At 70.2% G+C, this 23,621-nt stretch carries 20 protein-coding genes and 1 pseudogene; 8 read left to right on the top strand and 13 right to left on the bottom strand.

Annotated elements, in window-relative coordinates; genetic code table 11:
* Nucleotides 1-7 precede the first annotated feature (7 nt).
* The 4 genes from FKO37_RS34285 (at nt 8) to FKO37_RS34270 (ending at nt 2,228) form a co-directional block, all read left to right on the top strand.
* Nucleotides 8-859, top strand: a complete 852-nt coding sequence (locus FKO37_RS34285) for an NAD(P)H-binding protein (protein ID WP_238607223.1) — start codon at nt 8-10, stop codon at nt 857-859.
* An 88-nt stretch (nt 860-947) separates the two neighbouring features.
* Nucleotides 948-1,304 carry a helix-turn-helix transcriptional regulator gene (locus FKO37_RS34280; protein ID WP_037818621.1) on the top strand — a complete coding sequence of 119 codons (357 nt, stop codon included), beginning with the start codon at nt 948-950 and terminating at the stop codon, nt 1,302-1,304.
* 16 nt (nt 1,305-1,320) lie between these two features.
* Nucleotides 1,321-1,485 (top strand): hypothetical protein, encoded by a 165-nt coding sequence (locus FKO37_RS34275; RefSeq protein WP_158714566.1) that lies wholly within the window; start codon nt 1,321-1,323, stop codon nt 1,483-1,485.
* Entirely contained in the window at nt 1,482-2,228 is a 747-nt protein-coding gene (locus FKO37_RS34270; protein WP_238607222.1) for a hypothetical protein, read from the top strand. The genes FKO37_RS34275 and FKO37_RS34270 overlap by 4 nt, the downstream gene beginning before the upstream one ends.
* Nucleotide 2,229: 1 nt before the next feature.
* On the opposite strand, the gene FKO37_RS34265 is transcribed toward FKO37_RS34270, so the two are convergent.
* The 3 genes from FKO37_RS34265 to FKO37_RS34255 all read right to left on the bottom strand — a co-directional run bounded on the left by FKO37_RS34265 (nt 2,230) and on the right by FKO37_RS34255 (nt 4,668).
* Nucleotides 2,230-2,775, bottom strand: a complete 546-nt coding sequence (locus tag FKO37_RS34265) for a DUF6069 family protein (RefSeq protein WP_037818625.1) — start codon at nt 2,773-2,775, stop codon at nt 2,230-2,232.
* A 44-nt stretch (nt 2,776-2,819) separates the two neighbouring features.
* Nucleotides 2,820-3,413, bottom strand: a complete 594-nt coding sequence (locus tag FKO37_RS34260) for an HdeD family acid-resistance protein (RefSeq protein ID WP_238607221.1) — start codon at nt 3,411-3,413, stop codon at nt 2,820-2,822.
* Between the two features lie 88 nt (nt 3,414-3,501).
* Nucleotides 3,502-4,668 carry a cytochrome P450 gene (locus FKO37_RS34255; RefSeq protein WP_238607220.1) on the bottom strand — a complete coding sequence of 389 codons (1,167 nt, stop codon included), beginning with the start codon at nt 4,666-4,668 and terminating at the stop codon, nt 3,502-3,504.
* Nucleotides 4,669-4,735: 67 nt separating this feature from the next.
* Here FKO37_RS34255 and FKO37_RS34250 point away from each other — a divergent pair, with 67 nt between their 5' ends.
* Entirely contained in the window at nt 4,736-5,794 is a 1,059-nt protein-coding gene (locus FKO37_RS34250; RefSeq protein ID WP_238607219.1) for a TetR/AcrR family transcriptional regulator, read from the top strand.
* Between the two features lie 83 nt (nt 5,795-5,877).
* The gene (locus FKO37_RS34245; RefSeq protein ID WP_037818629.1) at nt 5,878-6,795 is read left to right on the top strand and encodes a transcriptional regulator; all 918 of its coding nucleotides are present in this window, start codon (nt 5,878-5,880) and stop codon (nt 6,793-6,795) included.
* A gap of 45 nt (nt 6,796-6,840) precedes the next feature.
* Here the strand turns inward: FKO37_RS34245 and FKO37_RS34240 are convergent, their stop codons facing one another.
* From FKO37_RS34240 to FKO37_RS34210, 7 genes and pseudogenes are all read right to left on the bottom strand, one after another.
* The gene (locus tag FKO37_RS34240; protein WP_238607218.1) at nt 6,841-10,140 is read right to left on the bottom strand and encodes a protease pro-enzyme activation domain-containing protein; all 3,300 of its coding nucleotides are present in this window, start codon (nt 10,138-10,140) and stop codon (nt 6,841-6,843) included.
* 175 nt (nt 10,141-10,315) lie between these two features.
* The gene (locus FKO37_RS34235) at nt 10,316-11,470 is read right to left on the bottom strand and encodes an MFS transporter (protein ID WP_238607217.1); all 1,155 of its coding nucleotides are present in this window, start codon (nt 11,468-11,470) and stop codon (nt 10,316-10,318) included.
* A gap of 381 nt (nt 11,471-11,851) precedes the next feature.
* Nucleotides 11,852-13,021: a S8 family peptidase gene (locus tag FKO37_RS34230; protein WP_134733320.1), complete on the bottom strand. Its 1,170-nt coding sequence runs from the start codon at nt 13,019-13,021 to the stop codon at nt 11,852-11,854.
* A gap of 61 nt (nt 13,022-13,082) precedes the next feature.
* Nucleotides 13,083-13,547 (bottom strand): co-chaperone YbbN, encoded by a 465-nt coding sequence (locus tag FKO37_RS34225; RefSeq protein ID WP_037818633.1) that lies wholly within the window; start codon nt 13,545-13,547, stop codon nt 13,083-13,085.
* 10 nt (nt 13,548-13,557) lie between these two features.
* Nucleotides 13,558-13,959, bottom strand: a complete 402-nt coding sequence (locus FKO37_RS34220; RefSeq protein ID WP_238608377.1) for a rhodanese-like domain-containing protein — start codon at nt 13,957-13,959, stop codon at nt 13,558-13,560.
* A gap of 147 nt (nt 13,960-14,106) precedes the next feature.
* Nucleotides 14,107-15,099, bottom strand: a pseudogene (locus FKO37_RS34215) (cytosine permease); the annotation flags it as partial.
* Nucleotides 15,100-15,236: 137 nt separating this feature from the next.
* Complete coding sequence (locus tag FKO37_RS34210; protein WP_238607216.1) at nt 15,237-15,920, bottom strand: tRNA-dependent cyclodipeptide synthase; 684 nt, start codon at nt 15,918-15,920, stop codon at nt 15,237-15,239.
* 227 nt (nt 15,921-16,147) lie between these two features.
* Here FKO37_RS34210 and FKO37_RS34205 point away from each other — a divergent pair, with 227 nt between their 5' ends.
* Both FKO37_RS34205 and FKO37_RS34200 read left to right on the top strand, forming a co-directional pair.
* On the top strand, nt 16,148-17,101 hold the full coding sequence (locus FKO37_RS34205) for a LysR family transcriptional regulator (protein WP_238607215.1): 954 nt from the start codon (nt 16,148-16,150) through the stop codon (nt 17,099-17,101).
* Nucleotides 17,077-18,021: a LysR family transcriptional regulator gene (locus FKO37_RS34200; protein WP_238607214.1), complete on the top strand. Its 945-nt coding sequence runs from the start codon at nt 17,077-17,079 to the stop codon at nt 18,019-18,021. Before FKO37_RS34205 ends, FKO37_RS34200 begins: the two co-directional genes overlap by 25 nt.
* Nucleotides 18,022-18,081: 60 nt before the next feature.
* Here FKO37_RS34200 and FKO37_RS34195 read toward each other — a convergent pair whose 3' ends face one another.
* The 3 genes from FKO37_RS34195 to FKO37_RS34185 all read right to left on the bottom strand — a co-directional run bounded on the left by FKO37_RS34195 (nt 18,082) and on the right by FKO37_RS34185 (nt 23,555).
* Entirely contained in the window at nt 18,082-21,453 is a 3,372-nt protein-coding gene (locus tag FKO37_RS34195) for a S8 family serine peptidase (RefSeq protein WP_238607213.1), read from the bottom strand.
* A gap of 243 nt (nt 21,454-21,696) precedes the next feature.
* A complete protein-coding gene (locus FKO37_RS34190) occupies nt 21,697-22,920 on the bottom strand; it encodes an MFS transporter (protein ID WP_238607212.1) in 1,224 nt (407 codons plus the stop codon).
* Complete coding sequence (locus tag FKO37_RS34185) at nt 22,917-23,555, bottom strand: GntR family transcriptional regulator (protein ID WP_037818639.1); 639 nt, start codon at nt 23,553-23,555, stop codon at nt 22,917-22,919. The genes FKO37_RS34190 and FKO37_RS34185 overlap by 4 nt, the downstream gene beginning before the upstream one ends.
* Nucleotides 23,556-23,621 lie beyond the last annotated feature (66 nt).

Genomic DNA, 23,621 nt, shown 5'->3' with positions numbered 1-23,621 from the left:
ACGACCCGTGACTGTTTTGGTGATCGGCGCTACCGGCAACGTCGGCCGTCAGGTGGCCGTCCAGTTGGCCGAGCGCGGTCTTCCGGTGCGTGCGTTGGCTCGGCGGCCGGAGAAGGCCGATCTGCCACCCAGCGTTGAAGTCGTTCCCGGTGATCTGTCTGATTTGGACAGTCTGCGGGCCGCGTTGCGAGGGGTGGACTCGGTCTTCTTGATGTGGCCGTTGATTTCCGGCGACCCGGCCGAGGCAATCGCCGACACCATCGCGGGCAGTGCTCGTCGGCTGGTGCTGCTCTCGTCGGCGGCGGCGCGCGGGGACTCGGATGACGCGATCAGTCGGGTTCATCGCGCGGTGGAGAAGGCGATCGAGCGGACCAGTCTGGAGTGGACGTTCCTTCAACCGCACGGGTTCGCGACCAACACCCTTGGCTGGGCATCGCAAATTCGCGCGGACGGCGTCGTGCGCGGGGCTTACGGTTCGGTGTACTCCACGCTCATCCACGAAGCCGACATGGCGGCGGTCGCGGTGACTGCGCTGACTTCCGAAGGGCATGTCGGGGCGAAGTACGACCTCACTGGGCCCGCTGCGCTCACGCAGGTCGAGCAGGTCCGGGTGATCGGCGAGGTGATCGGCCGGGGGACTCGCTGGGAGGAGGTGCCGCGGGAGGTTGCGCGCGATCTTCTTCTCCAGCGGATTCCGGCGAAGTACGCGGACGCCATGCTCGACGCGTTTGCCCGCTTGGCTGGCCGCGAACCCGACCGGCCGACGACGACGGTCGAGGACGTCACCGGGGTTCCGGCGCGGACTTTCGCCCAGTGGGTGGCCGATCACGCGGCCGAGTTCGCTCCGGAGGGAAGCTGACGAGCCCCACGGGTTCAGCAATTGCTAATATTTGCAATTGCTGAACCCGTCCGGTCATGAGGGCGGACCCGGACCGAAGGCGGCACCCGTGAGCAGACCGCTCTACCAGCTGAAAGCCGAGTTCTTCAAGACGCTCGGCCATCCGGCGCGGATCCGGGTGCTGGAACTGTTGTCGCAGCGCGAGCACGCGGTCGCGGAGATGCTGCCGGAGGTCGGGATCGAGCCGGCGAACCTGTCGCAGCAGCTCGCGGTGCTGCGGCGGATGGGGCTGGTCACCACGCGCAAGGAAGGGTCGAGCGTCTACTACTCGCTGATCAGCCCGCAGGTCGCGGAGCTGCTGGCGGTCGCGCGCGAGATCCTGACCGGCGTTCTGTCGGGCCAGGTCGAACTGCTCGACGACCTGCGCACCGCGCATGCGGACAGCTCGCGTTCCCCGCGCGGCTGAGACCAACGGAGGCGATGTGACGAGCGAATTCGTGCGGGAACTGAAGCGGGGGATCGCGGCGGCGCAGCAGGCGCTGGAGCACGCCGGCGAGGACGAGGCGGAGGGCCATCGCGAGAGGCTGGCCGAACTGCGGGAGATCGCGCAGCAGAACGACGTCGACCTCGGCGAGTCTGGTCGATGAGCTGGACGCGTCCCGGGCTGGCGATCGTCGGGGAAGACGGGCAGTCGCGGATGCAGGCGGACGCACGGGCGATCCAGGAGCACACCGGTGTCCCGACGTCGGCGTTCACCGTGCGTTCGCGCGACGCGGCGGAGCTGGCGGCGGCCTTGCGCTCGTTGCCGGACGAGGTCGCGGTGGTGTATCTGACTGGAGTGGAACCGGCGAAAGCCCGTGCAGCACAACGAGAACTGACCTTGACGCTGCCGGTCGTCACCGAGGAGGAAGCCGCCGCGATCGTGCTGACCGCAGCGGTGCTGATCCGGTCGCGACGGCTGCAGGTCGCGCCGTTCGACGCGAAGGTGGTCGTGGCCGGTTCGGACGCGATGCCGTTGCTGGTGCCGCTGCTGGTGGCGTCCGGAGTCGGCGACGTGGTGGCCTGGCGACGCGACGACGCGGCCGGGTTTCCGCTGCGGGAAGTCGCGAGGCACGCGACGGTGGTGGTCGATGCGGTGGGGGAGTTCGAGGGCTCCGCGCTGGTGCCACCGGAACGGAGCACGCTCTTGCTGCCGCTGCCGGGATTGTTCGCAGCACTGCGGCGGGGGCTGGCCGGGTCTGACCCGGTGGACGTGCACCGGGCCTGCGCGCACGCGTTGACGACGCTCGCGCCGGTGGATCAGCCACTGCCGGAACTGTCGGACCCGGATTTGGCGACCCGGGTGCTGGACGCGATCGCGGAGGCGGTTCGGCCGCCTCGGAAGCGTTAGCTCAGCGGTCGTAATACGTAGTCGGCCCCTCCGGCCACTGCCGCGTAGGCGGAGGCGGCTGCTGCTCCGCCCGGCTGTTCCGCTTCCGCCGATGCAACGTCCGGGCACTCGCCGCCATGCTGCTCACCAGCGAGGCGATCACCAGCCCGATCACCAGGTTGATCGCTGCCGTCGCGATTTTCGCTTCCAATCCCACCGTCAGGGTGAGCGGCAGGACCACCGCGATGGCTGTCACCAGCACCATGATCCAGCCGAAAAACTGGCCCGGCGCCGGGGTCGCCACGCTCAGCAGGTGCATCAGGCCAGTCGCCAGCAGGGCGACCGCCGCGGCGGAGATCGCGTACGTCGGCGTGCTCGCCTTGCCCCACAAGCCGTCACCCTTTGGGGCCAGGACCGGCACGTCGAAGATGCCTCGCGCGATCAGCAGGCCCACTACCGCCACGAGGGCCGCGACCACCGCTGTGGCCACGCCGCCTGCCCACAACCTCGCTGCGTCGATGCCTGGCCGGGTGTCCTCCCCGTAATTGCCGGGGTACTGCTGAACCATCGGGCGGTCCTTCCCTCGCGCATGCGGTCGCTTCGATTGTCGCCCTACCGAGGCTGTTCCGCCGGATCGGCGGATTTCGCCAGCGAGCGCAGCCGGAACGACAGGACCACCAGGGTTACCCCGTAAATCACCGCGTAAATCCCGATCAGCAGCGCGACGCCGAACGCGCCCGCGATCGGGTGGAACAGCACGAGCACCCCGGCGATGACCGAAAGCGCGCCCGCAACGATCAGGAACGCCTCGCCGGTGATCTGCTTGCGCAAGCGGATCGCGGCGACGATTTCCATGATCCCGGTGACGACCGCCCACGCCCCGACGAGCGTCGCCAGCACCAGCACGGTCACCCCGGGCCACACGAGCGTCATGATGCCGGCGATCAGGCCCAGCACGCCGAGCACCGCGTACGCGATCCGGTGCGCGCCGTCGCCCGGCCGGAACGCCTGCATGATCGCGCCGGCCGCGTCGATCAGCACGTAGATCCCGAACAGGAAAGCCAGCGCCAGCACGGTGATCCCCGGCCAGACCAGCGCCAGCACGCCGAACAGGACGCCCAGGATCCCGCGCGTGAGCACGAGCGGCCACGCGCGCCGCGGGTCGAGCACCGCGAAGCCGAGGACGGGCGGAATGGGCGTGGACATCGAGGGCCTCCCGGAGGTGTGGTGCTGACCTGGCAAAACGGTAGCCGGACCAGGGCAGCACCGCCGGGACCTCACCCGATCGAGGGCGCTACCAGGCGACGGTCAATCCGGCGAGCCGCCACGTCCCGGGGTCGGGTACCCGCTTCGCCTCGAGGACACGCAACCCGGCGAACCGGTCCAGCAGCGCGGTCAGCGCCACCTCCGCCTGCACCCTCGCGAACGACGCGCCGAGGCAGAAATGCGGCCCGTGCGCGAAACCGAGGTGTGCGCCTGCCGAGCGGCGGACGTCGAAGCGGTCCGGGTCGGCGAAGACGCGCGGGTCCCGGTTCGCCGCCGCGATCGACGCGGTCACCGGCTCTCCCTGGCGGATCTGCACCCCGTGCAATTCCAGGTCTTCGGTCGCCCGCCGCGGAATCGTCAGCAGCTGCGAACCGCACCAGCGCATCAATTCCTCGACCGCGCCCGGCCACAGTTCCGGTTCCCGGCGCAGCACTTCGAGCTGATCCGGGTGCGACAGCAGGGTTTCCACCGCGTTGGCGATGAAATTCGCCGGGGTCTGCCCGGCCAGCACGAGCTGCCAGACCAGCGCGACGGCTTCCGTTTCGGTCAGGCCCGCACTCGTCAGATGCGCCAGCATCGCGCTGTCCGGACGCGAGACCAGCGTCCGCGAGCTGTCGATGATCCCGGGCACGGCGGCGGCGAACCCCTCGCCGGACACCTGCACGACCGCCGCGCCGTATTCGTGCCAGCGCGGCCGTTCGGCTTCCGGCACGCCGACCAGCGCGCAGATGACCTCCATCGGCAGCGGCCGGGCGAACTCGGCCAGCAGGTCGACGGGGCCGTCCGCGGGCAGTGCGTCGAGGTAGCGGGCGACGATTTTCTCGATCTCCGGCCGGAAATCCAGCGCGCGGCGGGCGGCGAACGCGGGCGTGGCGAGACGGCGCAGCCGGGCGTGTTCGGCGCCTTCCATTTCCTGCATGGTCCGCAGGTAGGGACGGCAGTGCTCGGGGACGTCCGGACGCTGATAACTGGCCTCGCTCAAGGCGAACCGCTGGTCGGTGAGCATCGCGCGGGCTTCGGCGTGCCGCGTCAGGACCCACATCGGCGGGAAGCCGGGGCCGGTGAGCTTGGCCAGCGGGCCCTGCTCCCGGGCGGCTCCGTAGGCGGTGAACGGGTCGCTCGTGACGGCCGGATCGGTCAGGTCGAGCTCGGGAACGGGCGGTGCGGGGGACACGGACGACCTCCAGATGGTCATTTCAGATGATCTCATCATATGAATGGTGACGGTATCTTGGCAAGGAAGCGGACCGGGAGGACTCACGATGGCGCGGCTGACCAGGGCGCAGACGCAGGAGCGTAACCGGGCGAAAGTGCTGGCCGCCGCCCGCGAGGAGTTCACCGAGCGCGGCTTCCGCGACGCCAAGATCGACGTGATCGCCGAGCGCGCCGAGCTGACCCGCGGCGCGGTCTACTCCAACTTCCCCGGCAAACGCGCGCTCTACTTCGCCGTGCTCGCCGCCGAAGCGGAACGGTTCGCCGCCCAGCCGCCTGAACCGGACCCGGGCCTGACCCCCGCCGAGGCGCTCGGTGCGTTCGCCCGAGCGTGGGTCGCGCGGCTGCCGCTGGCCACCGATCCGGACGCGCGTCTCGGCGTCGACCTGCTGCCGGAAATTCTCGCCGACGAACTCACCCACCGGCCATACGCGCAGTTGCTGAGGTTCGACGCGATCGTGCTCGGCCTGGTGCTGGAGCGCCTTTCACCCTCGTCCGGACGGCTGGTGCGGGTGGCGGAAGCGGCGCTGACGATGCTGCACGGGGCGAGTCAGCTCGCCGCCGCGGCACCCGGTTTCGGGGAGCCGTTCAACGTCGTGCGCGCGTGCGAAGCGTTGCCCGCGCTGGGACTTGCCGACACCTGGCCGGAGCCGCCGATCGTGCCGCAAGCGAAAGCAGTCGGGGAAACCTGGGCCCCGCCGGAGGTTTTCGACGCCCTGCGCGAGCGTTCGATCCGCATCGACGGCGACGGAGTGGTCGCGGTGATCGGGCTGCACCGGCTGTCCGCGGTGGAAGAAGCGTTGCGTGCGGCCAAGAACGTCACGCTGGTCGTGGTGACGGGTCAGCCGGGGGAGCTGGTGCCATTGACCAATCTGGTGCTGGCGGATCTGCGCGGCCTGCTGAAGCGGTCGTGTCCGGGATCGGCGTGGCCGGACGTGCGCGTGCTCGTCGACGAGACCGGCGCGGTGGCCGCCGCGGCCGGGGTCTCGGCGGTCAGCGACGCGACCGAGACCGCGATCCGGGTCCACAATGGACAGATTGTGCTGCGGGCGGAAGGCTTCGGCGCCTGCCACGCCGCCGCGACGAGCGTCCCCGCGGAAACCCGGTAAGCCGCGCAAACCCTTCCGACGTCGGTGGACAGGGCAGGCGCCGCGGCAGATAGTGGAGCGAAGATCGGCCGAAGGGGGCGGCGATGGCCGAAATCGCTCCGGTGGACCGGCAGTTGCGCAGCCTGCTGCGGCACGGCACGTTCGCGCAGGTCCTCGACCACGCGCTGAACATCCGGGGGCTGAGTCTCGAACAGGTCCGGCAGCGGCTCGCCGGACGGGGAGTGCGGGTCAGCCGGGCGGCGCTGAGCTATTGGCGCCACGGCCGCAGCCGTCCGGAACGGGCCGAATCGCTGCGCGCGGTGCGGGCGCTGGAGGCGGTGCTCGGGCTTCCGCCGGAATCGCTGGTCGCGCTGCTCGGCCCGCCCCGGCCGCGGGGCAGGGGAGCGGCGGCGGAACCGGGGGCCATCGACCGCAAACGGCTGTGGCCGGGCCACCGGCCGCTGCTGGCGGAGCTGGACCTGCCGCCGGACAGCCTGGTGCGCCGCCTCGACGTGCACGAGCACCTGCGGGTGGACGAGCACCGGCGGCTGACCCGGGTGCACACCCGGCTGGTCGTGGAGGCGATGGCCGACCGGGTCGACCGGTGCGTGGTGTTCCTGTGGGCCGAGCAGTCCGCCCCGGCGCTGCCCGCCGAGGTCCGGTACTGCCGACCCGGCCGGGTCCGGGTCGACGCCGAAGCCGGGGCGACGGTCTGCGAACTGCTGCTGGACCAGCGGCTCGCGACGGGCGAGCGCAGCGTGCTCGAGTACACCGCAGTCTACCCGCCCGGCCCGGAACTGACCTTCTACCACCACCGGTTCACCCGCCCGGTGCGGCAGTACCTGCTGCAGGCGGAGTTCGCCGGCGCCCCGCCCGCCACCTGCGTGCCGTTCCGCCAGAACAGCGTGCAGGCGCCGCGGCGGCCCGGTCCGCCGCTGTGGATCGGGGCCTCCCGGACCGCGCACCTGGTGCTGACCGACGTCCGGCCGGGCATTGCGGGCCTGTCCTGGGAATGGGCTTGACCGGCGGTTTTCCGGGAACCGCCGGTCAAGCCCCTGCGCACCCGGTCAGTAGACGAACCAGGGGACCTGCACCTTCCCCGCCGTGCCTGACGTGTCGGTGGCGGTGATCGTCGAGTTCAGCAGACCCGAGGTGGTCTGCGGGTTTCCGGAGATCACGCCGGTGGCGCGGTCGATGGTCAGCCCCGAGGGCAGTCCGGCGGCGCTCCAGGAGTAGCTGCCGGTGCCGCCGGAGGCGCGCATCGCCAGGTGCACCGGCGAACCGTGCGGCACCGCCTGGAAGCCCGGGTCGGCCACGGTGACCGGACCGGACGAACCGCCCTGCACGGTGAGCGTGAACGTGGTGTCGTGGCTCGCCGTGGCGTTCTTGCCGGTGATCGTCACCTGGTACGTCCCCTGCGGGGTGGAGGCGCTGGTGGCGATCGTCAGCTTCGCCGAACCGCCCGCGTTGACCGACGCCGGATCGAACGTCGCGCTCGCCCCGGAGGGCAATCCGCTGGCGGACAACGCGATGTCGCCGCCGGACGGAGGCGTGGTGCCGATCTGCTGGTTCGCCCAGTCGCCCATCGAACCCCACAGCTTTCCGTGCGCGTTGTAGGACGCACAGTCGGTGCGCAGCCAGGAGAAGACGCCGTAGATCTTGCCGTTGTAGTAGTACGGTCCGCCCGAGTCGCCTTGGCACAGGCCCTTGCTACCGTCGCCGTAGCCGTCGCAGAACATGTACTCCGGCTTGAACACCGACGAATCGATGGTACTGCAGTTCGAACCGTCCACTGTGGGCAGTACGACCTCGCGCAGCTTGGTGTTCTTGGTGGCGTCGTTGGCGTCGGTCTTGCCGTAGCCGATGGCCGTGCCTTGGGTGCCGAGCGGCAGATTGTCGGCGGAGGACGCGATCTTCGGGTAGGTCATGCCCGCCGGAACGGGGATGTCGGTCTTGGTGAAGATGATCGCGACGTCGTTGCCGTTGCGCCAGCCCTGGTCGCTTTGCGGGCTGTAGTCCGGGTGGATCCGGAATTCCGCGATCTCGATCCGGGTGCCCTTGCTCGTGTCGTTCAGGTCGTCCCGTCCGTAGATGAGGTACTTCGGGTCGCCGTCGGCGAACTTGCAGTGAGCCGCGATCAGCACCGCCCGTTTGGCGACCACGCTGCCGGTGCAGGACTGCTCCTGCGGGCGCACCCCGCCGGTGCGGTGTTCGGAAATGATGAACGGGTACTTGGCGACGGTGGTCGTCTGCCCGTTGATCACGCTCGGGCTCGCCGACGGCGCGGCACCGTTCACCGCGGTCGTCGAGACGGTGGCGGTGGCGGATTGCCCGGCGTTGACCGACGCCGAAGCCGGGTCGACGCTGAGTGAGAAATCGCCTTGGCCGGAGCCGTTGACGGTGAGCGTGACCGGGGTCGTGTGCGTGGCGTCCGTGGCTTTTCCGGTCACTGTCACGGTTGTCTGCCCTGGCGAGGCCGACGCCGACGCCGCGAGCGTGAGGGTGGAGGCGCCGCCTGCGGTTACCGAAGACGGGTCGAATGTTGCTGTGACACCGGCTGGGAGCCCGCTCGCCGACAACGCGATGCTTTGTGCGCTCCCCTTGACGACCTTGGTGGTGATCTTCGTGGTCGCCGACTTGCCCGGGTCGACGCTGAGCGAGGCCGGGTCCGCGGCGAGGGAGAAGTCGTTGGCCGCGGGCGGTGTCGCGCCGTTGATCAGCGGGTCCGCCAGGGTGTCGCCCTGCATGGAACCCCAGCCGGTGCACAGGTCGTAGCCGGTGCCCGCGTCGTAGGTGCCGTTGTTGCCGGAGACGACGTCGTGGAAGGCCGAGGAGTACTGCGAGGACTGCGCGATCGAGTACACCGTCGGGTTGATGGCACCGAGGTTGCTCTTGCCCGCGCTTTTCGCTTTCTGGTTGACCATCGCGAGATATCCGGCCCACAACGGGGAGGACAGGCTCGTCCCGCCGACGTCCTGCCAGCCGCCGTTCATGTACACCGAAAGCGCGCCGGCTCCGTAGTCGGCGTCGAGCGCGACGTCGGGCACCGAACGGTATTTGCTGCTGCCCGGCTGCCAATCCGGCTTGCTGTAGACCGCCGAATACCCGCCGCCGGAGCGGGTGTTGCCGGTGCCGCCCTGGTTCCAGCATGACTCCGACTGGTAGGTGCCCGCGCTGTCGCTCGTCCGCAGCTGCGTGCCGCCGACGCCGGTGAACAGCGGGTCGCTGGCCGGGTAGTCGGCCTGCACGGTGGAGTTGTCGCCGTTGTAGCCGCAGCCGGTGGCTCCCCAGTCCCCGGAGGCCGACAGCAGCGTGACGCCCTGGGCGACCATTTGGGAGTAGGAGTCGTGCGAGGCGGCGATCGGGTCGGATTCGCATTTCTCGCCGAGCAGCCACGAGCCCGACAGGATCGTGATCGCGTTGTCGCTCGCGATTTTCGCCATCTCGTCGACCCAGGCTTTGTCGCTGTTGGGCGCTTCGTACACGATCTGGCTCGCGCCGGGCGCGGTGGCCGCGACCGCCTGGATGTCCAGCGTCACCTCGAGCTGTCCGCTGCCCGGCTGGGAAACCCCGCCGTCCACCGGCACTACCTGGGGCTTGACCGAGGGCTGCTTGAAGTAGTTCGTCCAGGCGTCGATGTCGGACTGCTTGAACGAGTCGAACTCGATCAGCCCGACCGTCTGCCCGGATCCGTCGTAGGAACCGGAAAGCTGCTTCATGCTGTAGGCGGTGCGGAACTGGGCGGGGGTGTAGCCGCCGCCCGGGCCGCCGGGACCGGCCGGAGCGGAGGCGCGGTGCGCGATCGGCCGGTTGGTCAGCCCGGTCACCGTGCGCACGATCTTCGCGACCGAGGAGGGCACGCTCGGCGCGGATTCCCTGGCGTAGAAATGCTTTCCGGTCGAGTCGGCGTAGTCGCCGAGCCGGGTGCCGAACGCCGCCTCGACCTGTCCGACGGTCCCGACCGCGTCGACCACCTGGCGGTTGGCCGAGACGTCGGTGACCCGCAGGCCCTGTTTCTCCAGGTACGCCTTTGCAGCGTCCACATCGGACTCTCGCGGTGCGTAGCGGGCCGAATAGTCCGCGCTGGACAGGAAATGCCGGTAGTCCGGCGAACGCGGATCGCTGACCGAGGCGACGAACTGGGCGAGCCCGGCTTCGTCGTGCGGTCGCAGCGACAGTGCGATCGGGATCTCCCGGCCGGGATCGGTGGTGCCGAGCCGTTGTGCGCCGGCCGGTGCGGAGCCGGTGGGCGCCAGCGGCGTCCGGGGCTCTTGGGCGGCGGCTGAACCCGGTATCGCCAGGGCGGCCGTCAGGACGAGACCGGCTGCCGCGGCGGCCGGTCTCGCCCACAGGGAACGAGGGAGCACGATTCCTCCAAAGCGAAGCGGAGAAGAAACAGCCGGCCAAGGCTAGCCGCGGCGGCGGTCGGCGAATCGTGCTTGCTGAACGTTCGACGACGTTCAACGGTGATTCTGAACGATGACGTTTTCCCTGGTCAGAACGGGTAGGATGAAACAGTTTTCCACAGAATGGCGGACTGGTTCACCGTGCCGGGAGAACGAAACGGGAAAGGAAAACCGGCACGACCATCAGTGCGATGGCGGTCCACGGCAGCGCGCCTGTGCCGAGCAGAACTCCGCCCGTCAGCGCGCCACCCGCGACCGCGCCGTTCCAGCTGGCGATGGTCAGCGACTGCGCGATGTCGGCTCGGCGTCCGGCGAGTACCGCGGTGACCGCTTGGAACGACGTCGGCGCGCCGCCGAAAGCCAAGCCCCACAACGCACACGCGGCGAGCAGCAGTACCGGTTCCCGGCCGCCGAAGACCAGTATGCCGAAACAGCAGGCGGTGACGGCGGCGCAGCACGTGAGCACCGCGCGGGGATGCCGGTCGAGAGCGAGCCCGACCAGCCACAGCCCGGCCACTGTCGCGGTGCCGAACAGCAACAGCCCGGCGCTCAGCAACGGGAGATGCCCGCGAGCGGCGTAGAATGGTCCGAGATAGGTGTAGAATATGTTGTGCGCCAAGGAAAACGCGATCACTAGCAGCAACAGGGGGCGTAGTCCTGGCGTGCGCACCACTGTGCGGAGGCTTGCCCGGGCACCCGGTTCTTCGCCGGACAATGGCGGAACCACCGCCACGATCCACCACAGCAGTGGTACCGCGACGAGGGCCATGCCGGCGAATACCCAGCGCCAGCCGACGAGTTCGCCGAGCGCGGCCCCGGCCGGGACGCCGAACGCGAAAGCGACCGGGGTGCCCGCCATCGCGACGGCGAGCGCGCGACCGGCCCGTTCCGCGGGGACGAGCCGCATGGCGTAATTCGCCACGAGGGACCACAGGATTCCGGTGAGCGCTCCTGAAGCCACTCGCGCCACGAGCACCAGCGCGAACCACGGGGACAGCGCGATCGCCAGGTTGGTCGCGACGAACCCGGCGACGAGCAGGAGCAGGAGTTTCCGGCGGGGCATCCGGGCCGACGCCGCGGTCAACGGCAGCGCGGTGAGGGCGGTGGTGATCGCGTACACGGTGACCAGCTGCCCCGCGGCGGCCGGGGACACGTTGAGATCAGCCGCGGCCGGGAGCAGGATCCCGGCCGGGACGATCTCGGTCAGGCAGCCGAGGAACACCGACGCGGCCAAGGCCAGCAGAGCGGGCAGGGGAAGCGCGGTGCGGGCGGGCGGCGCGGTGACGTCCATGGCGGGTCCTTGGGGTCGTGGCGGTCGGCCGCGTCGGTTGTACGGGGTGGGGAGCTTGATGGCTCGGCTGGTTATGCGCTGTGGGGTGCTCGGGCTTGCGAGGTGCGGGGTTGAGGCCGGGGAGTGTGGCGGCCGGGTCGGTTATGCGCTGTGGGGTGCTCGGGCTTGCGAGGTGCGAGGCTGGGACTGGGGATTGCGGCGGCTGAGCCGGTTACGCGCTGTGGGGCGCTCGGGCTTGCGTGGTCCGGGGCTGAGGCCGGGGACTGTGGCGGCCGAGTCGGCTATGCGCTGTGGGCGCGGCCTTCGGGGGAGCGGCCGGGCGGTGCCGCGACGTCCATGGTGGGGGCGTGGCGTCGCGGCGACCGGCCCGGCCGCGCGCGGTTACGTCGTGTGCAGCAGCAGGTTGTGCGATCCCTCGCCCGGATCGACGACCTTGTCCTTCGTCGCCGCGTCGGTCATGCCCTTGAGCACCTGGTCCGGCGTCGCGTCCGGATGCGCGGACAGGAACATCGCCGCCACCCCCGCCGCTTCCGCCGAGGCGATCGACGTGCCGGAAACCACGCTCGACGCGCAATCGCCGGTGTTGCCCGCCGTCGGAATGTCCTTGCCGGGCGCGTAAAGGTCCACGCAGCTGCCGAAGTTCGAGGACGGCACCCGGTGGTCGGCCTGATCGGTGGCGCCCACGGTGATCCCGGTGGTCTGCCGGGCGGGCGTGATGTCGCAGGCGTTCACTCCGGCACCGCCGGTGCCGTTGCCCGCGGCGACGGTGTAGGCGAGGCCGTTCTGGGTCATCTTGTAGAGCTGGATGTCGAGGACCGTGCCGCTGGGGCCGGCGAAGCTGAGGTTCAGCACGGCCGGGCGCTGTGCGTTGAGGTTCACCCAGTCCAAAGCGGACAGAATCTCCTCGGACGTGCCCGTGCCGTCGCAGCCGAGGGTGCGCACCGATTCGACCGAAGCCTCTTTCGCGACACCGTAACGGCGGCCCGCGATGGCGGCCGCGACCTGGGTGCCGTGGCCGTTGCAGTCCGTTCCGCTCTGGTCCGCGTCGGGGTCGACCGCGTCGTACGCGGCGTGGGCGCGTCCGCCGAAGTCGTGGTGGGTCGTGCGCACCCCGGTGTCGAGCACGTACACGTGCACGTTGGCCGCGGTGTTCGGGTAGGTGTAGCTGCCGTCGAGCGGGAGGTCCGCCTGGTCGATCCGGTCCTGTCCCCACGAAGGCGGGTCGTCCTGGGTCCCGGCCGCGGTGTAGACCTGGTTGTCCCCGACCGTGGTGACCGCGGCGTCGGTGAGGTACTTGTCGTGCTGTTCCCGGGTCGCGGAAAGGGAAAACGCCTGCGACACCGAGTAGTAGACCCGGCGCAGCGTGCCGCCGTACTTGGCGATCAGCGCGTTCGCGGCGGCGGTGACCTTGTCCTTGTCTTTGTCCATCGGCTTGAGCCGCACGATGTACACCGCGGCGTCGTCCGGCGCGGCGGAGGCCGCCGCCGGCAGCACGCCGGCCGCGACCGAGAGCAGGGCCGCCAGCACGACGGCTTTCGGGGTGCGTTTCATGGTCGTCCCTTCGGGGAGCCTCCGCCGGGATCCCGGGGAATCCCGGCGGAGGCGGGCGCGGTCAGAGGTTGTTCAGCCAGGTGCGCAGGTCGTCCGGGCCGCTGCCCTCGTCGAAGCCGACCACCCGGCTGCCCTTCTCCTGTCCGGCGGAGATGTCGATCAGCGTGGGGATGTACTCGATGCCGTACTTGTCGGCGATGTCCTTGTTCTGGCCCTGCTCGCTCAGGTCCACCTTCGCCCAGATCCACTTGCCGCCGTCGGCCGTGTGGTATTTCTCCAGGTACGGGGCCATCTTCTGGCAGGGACCGCACCAGCTGGCGTAGAAGTCCAGCACGACCGGCTTGGTCTTGGACATCTCCATCACCTGGTCGTAGTTGGCCGAGGTGACGTCGACGACGGTCTCGTCCTGCGGGGCCAGCGAAACGTAGGACGCCGGGGCGGCGCTCGCCGGCGTCGCCGCGGCGCCGCCGAGGACTCCCGCCGTCATCGCCGCGACGGCCGCGAACATCCGGATTCTCGTTCCCATGTTCTCTCCTCTATTCGGGGTGGGTGACGGGCACCGGCGCCGGGCGCGCCGGGGCTTCGGGGCCAGGGCCGGTTTCGGTGGGATGGCCGGCGCCGACCCAGTCTTCGATTCCTTCGCGGTACTTGCGGACGTCGGCGTACCCGAGTTCGAGCAGCCGGGCGCCGACGAATTCGCTGTTGCGGCAAGGGGTGTTGGCGCAGTAGACGACGATCGCCGCGGTCTTGTCCGGGACCACCCGCGGCGCGTGCTCGTCGGTGAACGCCGCGGCCTGCTCGTAGGGGAAGCCCGGGATGTTGCGGGCGCCGGGAAGGTGTTCGCGGGCGTAGTAGTCGGGCGGCATGGTGTCGACGACGATCACCATGCCCTCGTCCATCGCGGTTTTCAGCTCTTCGCGGCCGATCAGCGGCAGCATGCCGGTTCCTCCCGGGTTCCGGCGGCGGGCAAGCAGGCCCGCCGCGAGGTGACTGACGAACGCCACGACCACCGAGTTGATCGTGGGAATCCCGAAATCGAAGACGAGCGCGAAAGCCGTCCCGAGCGCCCAGCTGACCAGCGCCGCGAGCTCCCAGTCGCGCCCGGCGACCGCTTGTCCCCGGCGCAGGGCGGCGAAAACCGGACGGCACCGGCGAAGCACGAAGTACTCCGCGATGAGCACCCCGGCGACCGGCGGGGCGAGCACGCCGACCGCGGTCAGGAACCCGGCGAAGTGGTCGGCGATCCCGAGCGCGGACGCCGCCGTGCCGAACACCCCGAGCACCAGGACCACGCGCACCCGGCCGACCTTCCGGTCGAACAGCACGTCGACGACGTTGACCAGGCCGAGCGACGACGAGTAGAGGTTCCAGTCGTTGATCTTGAGGATGGCGGTGGCCAGCACCAGGGTGCCGAGCAGCCCCGAGGAGGAGGTGACGATGCCGACGACGTCCGAGGTCGCGGCGGCGTGCGCGAGCAGCACGCCGATCAGCCCGATCAGGTACTCGCCGAGCGTCACGCTGAGCACGGTCTGCTTGACGACGTCGGCGCGGGTGCGGTTGAACCGCGTCATGTCCGGAGTCATCAGCGCGCCGAGGATGAACGCCCCGGACACCAGCGTGGTCGCCGCGCCGAGCGACAGCGGCGGTCCCGGCGGGGGAGCGGAAATCAAGTCCGCCAGCGAGTGCGTGTGCAGCGCGTCGAGCACCGAATACCCGGCCAGCAGCAGGAAAGCGGGCACGGTCAGGTAGGCGGTCCAGGCCATCAGGCGGAAGCCGTAGACGGTGATCACGGTGATCACCAGGCCGCCGACCAGCGCCCAGCCCCATTCCGGCACCGCGCCGCCGAGGGCGTGCATCCCGTGCGCGAACACCCCGTTCTGCACGCCGAACCAGCCCGCGAGGCTGACCGCCACCAGCAGGCCGACCAGCGCGGAACCCTTCCGGCCGAACCCGGCCCAGCGGGCCAGCACCGACGTGGACAGTCCTTCCCGCACCCCGGCGATGCCGAGCAGCACGGTGATGACCTCCAGCAGCACCGAACCGATCGTGATGGCCAGCACCGCGTTCCAGAACGTCATGCCGTAGCCCAGCAGCGCGCCGACGATGAACTGCTGGAACGAGGACACCTGCCCGAACCGCTGCACCGCGACCGAGGGCCAGGACCGGCGGGCGGCGTCCGGGACGCGGGTCAGCGAATAGTCGTCGTGGCGGTCGCTCATCGGCCGGTCGCTTCCAGCGCGGCTTCGGCGACGACCAGGAAACCCTGGCCCGGCTCGGGCCGGAACGCGAATTCCCGGTCGAAGAACTTCCGCAGAAACGGCACCCGCTGGTGGTAGACGAACATCGACCGCGGATTTCCGGTGATCAGCCCGGAACCGGCGAACAACGGGAGTTCGGCGAGGAAGTAGCGCACCGCGAGCCGCAGCGCGCCCTCGTCCGGCACGTTTCCGGTCCGGCCCTGCAGCACCCAGGTGGAAGCGCCGTAGCAGGCGGACCGGAATGCGCGGTCGGTTTCGAAGTGGTTTTCCGCCGCCGCGAGCAGCCGCCGATAGGCGGGCAGTTCGCGCAGCCGGGCCATGCCGAGGATCCGGCTCTCCGGGTCGGGCACGTCCAGCGCGCGCAGTGCGGCGGCGATCTTGTTGTGCACGTGGCAGGACTGCCGGTGCGCTTTCTGTTTCGCCCTGGCCGGCGGGTATCCGAGCGCTTCGAGCGTGTAGGCGGTGACCTCGTCCGGGACGAAAAAGCAGAACTCGGCGAAGTGCTCCGCGGTCCACGCGGCGAGCCGGGTCAGCCGGTCCGCGGTGAAATAGCCGTTGAACGGGCTCACTCCGACACAGGCGTGCCGGACGTCCGGATACAGGCGGGCGCAGCCGGAAGACAGCGGAGTCGCGTCGAACATGGAAATCCTCCACCTTTTCTCGTCTCGATTCCGCGTTTCTCCCGGCGGGGCGGGACTGGTGCGGATCACTGTGCCGGGATCCGGGCGGCGCGGGTAATGCCTGCCGGTTATGCCGTCGCGGGACGGCGAGGCCGGCGGTTCGGAAAGAGGATTTCCTACTTTGGTCGCACGATTGCCACACTTTCGCCGGTGCACTCGCGCCGGCGGGCGTCATATCGTGAACTTTCGTGGAGTTGGAACTCAAGCATTTGCGCCACCTCCAGGCGATCGCGAAAGCGGGCAGCCTCAACCGCGCGGCCACCGAACTGGTGCTGCCGCAACCCGCCCTCAGCCGCGAACTGCGCAGAATCGAGGAACTGCTCGGCCGGGCGCTGTTCGAACGCGCCCGCGCCGGGGTGCGGCCCACGCCGTTCGGGCAGCTGATCCTCGACTACGCGGACGGGATCCTGGCGCGCACCGCCCGGATCGGCCCGGCCCTCGCGCAGCACTGCGCCCAGCGCGAAAGCGCGTTGCGGGTCGGCTGGTCGGAAACCGTCCTGTCCGGCCCGCTGCTCCGCGCGCTGGAGACGACCGGGCTCGGCGACCGGGCGGAGATCCGGACCGCCGAGTCGACCGCGGAGATGCTCGGCTGGTTCGGCCGCGGCGAACTCGACCTCGCCGTCCTGTCCGAACAGTGCGACGTGCCGCTGCCCGCGAACACCGGGCGGATCGACCTCGCCGAGGACTCGCTGCTGATGATGCTCCCGGACTGGCATCCGCTCGCCGCCCGGCACGAGGTGGACCTGGCCGAGCTGGAACACGAGCGGTGGATCTCCTCGACCGGGCCGGACCGCTGCCGCGAGTTCCTCGCCCGGGTGTGCGGCCCGTACGGTTTCGCCCCGGTGATCGCCCACTACGTGCCGGTCTCCGGCCCGCGCGACGAGATCGTCCGCTACCAGGGCGACGTCACGCTCGTCCAGTCCTCCCGCCCGCTCGCCCCGGGAGTGGTGCACCGGCCGGTTCCCGGACTGCGGGCGCGGACCAGCCATTTCCTGCTGTACCGGGAGGACAGTCCGGTCGCCGCGCGGGTCAGCCTGCTCGCCGGGTTGATCCTCGACGCCTATCACGACCACAAGGGCGGCTTCGACGGCCCGCGCGCGATCCCGGGGGAACTGCCGTGGCTGACCGCCCGGACCAGCTGATCCGCTCCGGTGCCGACCTCGAGCTGCGGCAGCTGAAGCTGCTGGTCGCGGTCGCCGAGGCGGGCAGCGTGACGGCCGCCGCGGCCGCACTCGGAACCACCCCGGCCAAGCTCACCCTGCGGATCCGGCGGCTGGAACGGATGATCGGCGCCCCGCTGCTGGCCGCGGAACCGGCCGGGAAGCTGTTCACCGAAACCGGCGAACTCCTCCTCGAACACGCCTCGGCGGTGGTGCCGCAGTTCGACCGGATGCTGACCGCCGCTCGCGCCGGGCTGGAGCGTCCCGTCGCGCAGATCCGGATCGGCTCGGTGCCGACGCCCGTGCTGCCGCGGCTGATCCGCGAGGTGGGGCTGCGCAATCCCGATGCCGAGCTGGCTATCCGGACCGCCGAATCGGCTGCGGAGCTGGCGGAAGCGTTGCTGCGCGAGGAACTGGACCTCGGCCTGCTGCGCCAGGACGCCGTGCGGGAACGCCCCCTCGGATGGGTTTCGGTGGCCACGGAACCGCTGGTGGTCGGCATTCCGTCCGGACATCCGCTCGGCGTCCCGGACTCGCTCACCCCGGCCGCGCTGTCCCGCCAGCGCTGCGTTCTCCTCGACCAGACCGTGCAGCCGCGTACGCGGGCTCTGCTCGCGGCGTTCGCCGACGCCGGTGCTGACCCACGGCTTTGTTACGCGGACAGCGAATGGGCGGTGCTGTGTCTCGGTTACGGGGCCGGAATCCTGACCGTGACAGCGCCGCCGACGAGACCGATGCCGGACACCTCATACCGGCCGCTGCATTGCGCGGCCACGAATTCGACCCTGGTGCTCGCCTGGACGGACGACGGACTGCTCGCCGGGTGCCTCCCTCGCGTCCGGGCGGCGATGACGCGCGCGCACGCCGAACACCTTCGTGCACTGCTCCATAGCCGTCCGTGAAGGACTCCTTGAGGGAATCAGATTCCCTCAAGGAGCCCTTCACGGACTTCAGAACGGTCGTCAGCCGATGCGGTAGCTGTACGGCAGAGTCGCCAGCACCTCACCGGTTCCGACCTGCGGCAGACCGGTCACGCCGGTCGGCAGCGACGGCACGGTCACGATGTTCAAGTGCCCGGCTACCTTCTGCCCTCGGTTGCCCGACGGCGTGATCGTCACCAGGATCGTCGCGGTCTCGCCCGGCTTCACCAGCTGCGGCGTGCCGCCGGTGCCATTCGGGTCCACCGACTGGCCGTACGGGTCGCCGGTCGACGACGTCACCGAACCGTCGAAGCCCGCCGTCTGGATCGACGCCGTGTAGCTCGAATGCCCGGCAGGCGCGCCTTCCGGACCGAACGGGCCGATCTCCTGCACGTCGGCGAACCAGACGCCCTTGGTGACGTAGCCGGTCTTCTCGCCGATCGTCGCGACCGACACCGTGCTGCCGTTCTGCGCGGACTTCAGGTCGCCGAGCACGTCGATGCCCGCCGCCGAACCCTGGATCTCCGCCTGCGCGGGCACGGTCGAGGACGTCGCGACGGTGAACTTGCTCGTCTCCGGCGGGATCGAGTACACCGGCGCGTTCGCGTTCAGCTCCGGCAGGTCGACCTCGGTCGAACCCTGGATCGGCTGCGGCTGCAGCGTTTGCTTCGCGTTCGTGCGCGCGTCGACGCCGATGGCGATCGGTTCGATGCCGGTGTTGCGCACCGTCACCGGCACGGTCACCGCCTTGCCCGCGGCGAGCGACGCGGACTGCGGCAGCGCGGGCGCGCTGGCCGAGACCTGGTCGAAGCCGACGGTTCCGGTGAACGGCTGGTCGATCTGCTTGCCCGTCACCGGGTTCTGCACGACGAGCACGAGGTGCCAGCGGCCCGGCAGCGGGTTCGCGTCGACGAGCTGCAACGCGGTGCCCTGCTTCAGCGTGGTGGCCGAATCGAGGTAGGCGTTGCTGTTCACGTCGGCGAGTTCGCCGTTCGGGTCGACCAGGACGCCGTCGAGCAGCGTGCCCGGGTCCTGCAGCTTCACCGCGACGTCGAGGTCCCGCTTGCCGCGCGGAACGTCGAATTCGTAGGAGAAGGTCTGCGCCGGCGACACCGCGCGGGCGTTGCCGCCGGTGATCGTGCCGCCGAACGCGCCGGGCCCGTTCTTCGTCGGGATCAGCGCGCGCAGCACGGCCGACACCGTGGTCTGGTGTCCGTCGGAGCTGCCGAAGGTGATCGAGTAGTCCGCGTCGCCGCCGCTGGCCGGGGTCTGCAGCGCGACGTGCACCGGCTTCGTCTGACCGGGGTTGAGCTGCAGGATCTGCGGCGAAACCTGGCCGTACGGGACAGCCCGCTGCGCGGTGGTCGCCAGCTGGATGTCACCGGTGTAGCCGGCCTGCCCGGACGCGGAGTACAGCACCGCGGTCCACGTGCCCGCGGCCGGGCGCGTGACGTCCACGTTGGCGTAGTTCGCCGTCGCGGCCCCGCCCTGCGGACGGCTGTTGGCGACGAAGGTGCCGTCCGGCGCGAGCAGCGTCAGCCGCACCACCGGGGTGACGGACTGGCCGTTGACCGTCTTCGGGCTGCCCTGCCACGCCATCCGCGCCAGCAGTCGCTGCGCGCCGTTCGGCACGGAGAAGGTGACCTTCTTGTACGCCCAGTTCGTGCCGTTGAAGTACGGGAAGGTCGGCAGCTTGGTCGAGTCGAACCCAGTGGTCTGCGTCTGCGTCCCCATCGGGGCGAACGTCCGCGTGCCAGTGCTGACCGTCAGCGGCTTGGTGCCCGAGTTGGTGACGTTGACCGACGCGTGCTGCGTGCTGCCCGGCGCGCCTTCCAGCGTCAGCTGGTCGGCCGACAGCGTGATGTTGGACGAGACGCCCGCCGGTGCCCCGGTCGAACCCGGAGCGGTGAGCGCCGCTTCGACCGCCGCGCGAGCGTCGAGAAGGCCCGCGCCCTGCTCGTCGGCCGGGAGGTTGAGGTCGCGTGCCGTGCTGGTGATGATCTGCTTCACCTGTGCGGGCGACGGCGACGCACCGTGGTGGGAATTGCGGTAACTCTGGATCACCAGTGCGGCGACGCCCGCGGTCAGCGGGGCGGATTCGCTGGTGCCGCCGAAGGATTCGAGGTCCGTGCCTTCCGGAACGGTCTTGAAGTTGCGGCATTCCGAGTACGCCGGGGAGCAGTCGGCCCAGTTGCCCTCGCCGGGTGCGACGAGGTCGATGGTGCGGCCGTTCTGCGTGATTCCGGACGAGGACAGCGCGGAGATGTTGTCGTTCACCCATTTCCCGTTGGAGAACGGGAAAGCCGCGTAGCCGGTCTGCGCGTACAGCCGGTTGTCGGTCGTCGCGCCAGTCGAGATCACCAGCGGGTCGGTGGCCGGGCTGCCGATCGTGGACGTGGTGCCCGCGTCGCCGCTGGAAGCGGTCACGGTGACGCCCGCGGCGACGGCCTGGTCGTTGAAGACCTGGAACAGGTTGCGGGAGCTGGAATCCGGGTACTGGTTGAGGCCGAGCGACTCGTTGATCACGTCGACGTGGTCGACGGTCACCGCGTAGTCGATCGCCTGCAGCACCGCGGAGTTCGTCGCGGTCTTGCCGAAGACGTTCAGCCCGACCAGGCTCGCGCCCGGCGCGACGCCCTTGACGACGATGTTGCAGCCCGCCGGGAGCGGGTGCTTCTCGTTGACGAACTTCGACAGGTCGTGCACCACGACGCCCTGCGCGGCGATCGAGGAGGCGTCGCCGAAGGCCTCGGCCCCGGAGTCGGTCGTGTTCGGGCCGTCGCCGGAGAAGTCCTGGTAGTCCGAGAACACGTGGCTGCCGTCGGGACGGATGAAGTCCGCGTAGTTCGGGTCCATGTTGTCGGCGAGGAACGCGACCTTCACGCCCGCGCCGTTGGCCAGATCGGACGCGCTCTTGCCGCCGGTGGTGCTGTACGCGCGGATCGACGTCAGCGCTTCGGGCTCCAGCAACGGTTTAGCCGGGTCGGCCGGGCAGGTCGCGTTCGGCGTGGACTGCGCGGCCGGTCCGCCTGCCTTCGGCGCGGCGGCCGGTGCGCCCGGTTTGGCGTCCGGCAGCGTCACCTTGCTGTCCGGCAGCACCTGCGCGACCGCCGGGTCGTGCGCGAGCTGTGCGGCCTGCGCGGGCGTGACGGTGGCGGAAAACGCGTTGCCCAGCGCGAAGTGCTTGACCTTGGCCGGTGCCGCGCCGGACAGCTTGGCGAGCACCGAGTCCTGTTCTTGGGTGGCTTTGGCGCGGCGAGTGCCCGAGGCCGCCTTGGTGGGCGGCGCGCTGGGCAGCTGGTCCGCGAGGACGACGATCACCGATTGCGGCGCGGTGTCCGCCGCGGCGGCCGGTGCGGCAGCCTGCGCCGGCTGGGTCGCCCCGGCCAGCACCAGGCTGCCGGTCGCAGCCATGACCAGGGCGCGAACGGATCGCGAGGAACGCCCCATGTGCAGTTCCCACTTCCTGCTAGAAGGGTTCGTGAGTTACCGGCCCCGACGAAATCGGGCGCACTCGTGCCGCGCTCGATTTCCCGATAGCAGAACTCTTTCCGACTCCCGCACGATCCACAAGCGACAATAGTGGGAAACAAATCCGGCAAACGGGACCGAATTTCCGCGCGGTCGCGCATTCGGTCCCGTTTGCCGGAATCGGGGTCAGTCCTGGGGGAGGTGCCGGCGCGAGTGCCGGGTCACCACAAGGGTTCCCGCGATCGCGACCAGTGCGACGCAGGCGAGCAGAACCGGGTAGCCCGCTACTCCGTTCAGGGCGGCTAAAATTGACGGCAGCAGGAATCCGATGTAGGCCAGCGCGTAGTACACGCCGGTGAGTTCCGCGATTTCGCCCGGCCGGGCGAGGCGTTGCAATTCCAGCAGTCCGGACACCACCACGATGCCGTAAGCGGCGCCCAGCACAATCGCCGCGCCGAGGGCGATCCACGGCGATTCCCGCGCGGCGGCGAAGACGCTCAGGACGAGTCCGGCGCAGAGCACCGCCATCCCGGTGAGCACCGCCCGGGCGCTGGTGGCGCGGTCGACCCGCTTGGCGATCGGCTGGATCCCCACGCCCGCGCCGATCGCGCAGACGGTGAGCAAGGTGGAGTAGGCCAGCGCCCACGACCCGGTCTGGTGCTCGACGAGCTGCGGCAGGATCGCGTATGCCACGCCGCACGAGCCGAAGATCCACGGCGCGGCGGGCAGGATCACCCGGCGGAACCGCGGATGCCGTGCGGTGGCGGGCAAGGCGGCGCGGACCGATTCGGTCCGGGCAGTGAGTGTTTCCGGACTGCGCGTGACCGCGAGCAGCGAGATCAGCGCGAGTCCGATGTGGACCAGGTAGGGGAGGACCATCGGCCACGGACCCCATTGCGCGAGCACTCCGGCGACGCCCGGGCCGATGCCCAGTCCGAGCGTCAGGCACAGCGCGGCGCGCCGGGTGCCGGTGTCGGCCGCGCTGTGCGGGTCGGCGTCGGCGAGTTCCTTGATCCAGGTGGAGCCCACGGCCATCGCGACCGCGACCGCGATGCCGGAGAGGAACCGGCCGGCCGCGATCCACCCGACGCCGACCGGGCCGAGCGCCAGCAGCACGCTCGCCAGCAGCGACACCACGGTGCCGGCGAACATCACCGGGCGGCGACCGTACCGATTGGACAGTCCGCCGGACAGCAGCAGCCCCGGCACGAGGCCGACGACGTACGCGCCGAGCAGGGCGTCGACGGTGAACGCGGAGTAGCCCGCGGCGTGGTACATGACGAGCAGCGGGGTGAACTGGTTGCCGCCCCAGCCGCACGCGAACACCGCGGCGGCGGCCGGAAACCAGGCCGGACGGGCGGTTGTCTCGGGTGTTCCGGGCAGGGGAGCGCGGTCAGCAGTAGTGGTCATCGACGGTGCACCGAATCCAGGTGTGCTCGCAGGGCCGGGGCGAAGGTGTCAGCCTTCGTCTCCGCCTCCGCGATGATGTTCAGGAGGTCTTCGTGCTCGCCGACGACCTGGGGCAGCCGGGCCGGGATCGGCGCGAGCGCGTGGACGTTCATCCGGCGCTGCCGGTCGGCGAGCGTGGTGTAGAAGCTGAGCAGCAGCGCGTTGCCGCCCGCCTCGACGATCGTGCGGTGAAACAACGCGTCGGCTTCCGCAAACGCCGGCACGTCGCCCGCTTCCGCGTGTTGCCGCTGGACAGCCAGCACCGCGCGCAGCTGCTCGAGCGCCGCCGGGATCAACTCCGGACGCCTGCCCAGCCGTTGTACCGCCGCGCTTTCGACGGCCTCGCGGGCTTCGAGCACGTCTTCGGCCTCGCCCGGGGTGATCGGGACGACGATCGCGCCGCGCTTCGGGATCAGGTTGAGCAGCCCCTCGACCTGCAGCCGCAGGAACGCCTCGCGCACCGGCGTCCGGCTCACCCCGAGCCGCTCGGCGATCTCGCCCTCGCTGAACAGGTGTCCGCCGGGCAGCTCGCCGGTGAGCACGAGCTCCTTGGTGAGCTCGTACGCGCGGTCGGCGGCGGGTTTCAACGCGTTCACAGGTGGGACGCTAGCATGCATCCCAGCTTGTATCTAAGGTGTTGTGACCTGCGGCTCAGCCGGTTC

The organism is Amycolatopsis sp. Poz14, from assembly GCF_006704225.1.
GTDB classification, from domain to species: Bacteria; Actinomycetota; Actinomycetes; order Mycobacteriales; family Pseudonocardiaceae; genus Amycolatopsis; species Amycolatopsis nivea.
This window is presented reverse-complemented; position numbering and strand designations above follow the sequence as displayed.

Bases quoted from the DNA above. Each gene is read 5' to 3' on its own strand.
- FKO37_RS34270 (WP_238607222.1), top strand. From the start codon at position 1,482: ATGAGCTGGACGCGTCCCGGGCTGGCGATCGTCGGGGAAGACGGGCAG.
- FKO37_RS34265 (WP_037818625.1), bottom strand. From the start codon at position 2,775: ATGGTTCAGCAGTACCCCGGCAATTACGGGGAGGACACCCGGCCAGGC.
- FKO37_RS34260 (WP_238607221.1), bottom strand. From the start codon at position 3,413: ATGTCCACGCCCATTCCGCCCGTCCTCGGCTTCGCGGTGCTCGACCCG.
- FKO37_RS34255 (WP_238607220.1), bottom strand. From the start codon at position 4,668: ATGACCATCTGGAGGTCGTCCGTGTCCCCCGCACCGCCCGTTCCCGAG.
- FKO37_RS34250 (WP_238607219.1), top strand. From the start codon at position 4,736: ATGGCGCGGCTGACCAGGGCGCAGACGCAGGAGCGTAACCGGGCGAAA.
- FKO37_RS34245 (WP_037818629.1), top strand. From the start codon at position 5,878: ATGGCCGAAATCGCTCCGGTGGACCGGCAGTTGCGCAGCCTGCTGCGG.
- FKO37_RS34235 (WP_238607217.1), bottom strand. From the start codon at position 11,470: ATGGACGTCACCGCGCCGCCCGCCCGCACCGCGCTTCCCCTGCCCGCT.
- FKO37_RS34230 (WP_134733320.1), bottom strand. From the start codon at position 13,021: ATGAAACGCACCCCGAAAGCCGTCGTGCTGGCGGCCCTGCTCTCGGTC.
- FKO37_RS34225 (WP_037818633.1), bottom strand. From the start codon at position 13,547: ATGGGAACGAGAATCCGGATGTTCGCGGCCGTCGCGGCGATGACGGCG.
- FKO37_RS34220 (WP_238608377.1), bottom strand. From the start codon at position 13,959: ATGCTGCCGCTGATCGGCCGCGAAGAGCTGAAAACCGCGATGGACGAG.
- FKO37_RS34210 (WP_238607216.1), bottom strand. From the start codon at position 15,920: ATGTTCGACGCGACTCCGCTGTCTTCCGGCTGCGCCCGCCTGTATCCG.
- FKO37_RS34195 (WP_238607213.1), bottom strand. From the start codon at position 21,453: ATGGCTGCGACCGGCAGCCTGGTGCTGGCCGGGGCGACCCAGCCGGCG.
- FKO37_RS34190 (WP_238607212.1), bottom strand. From the start codon at position 22,920: ATGACCACTACTGCTGACCGCGCTCCCCTGCCCGGAACACCCGAGACA.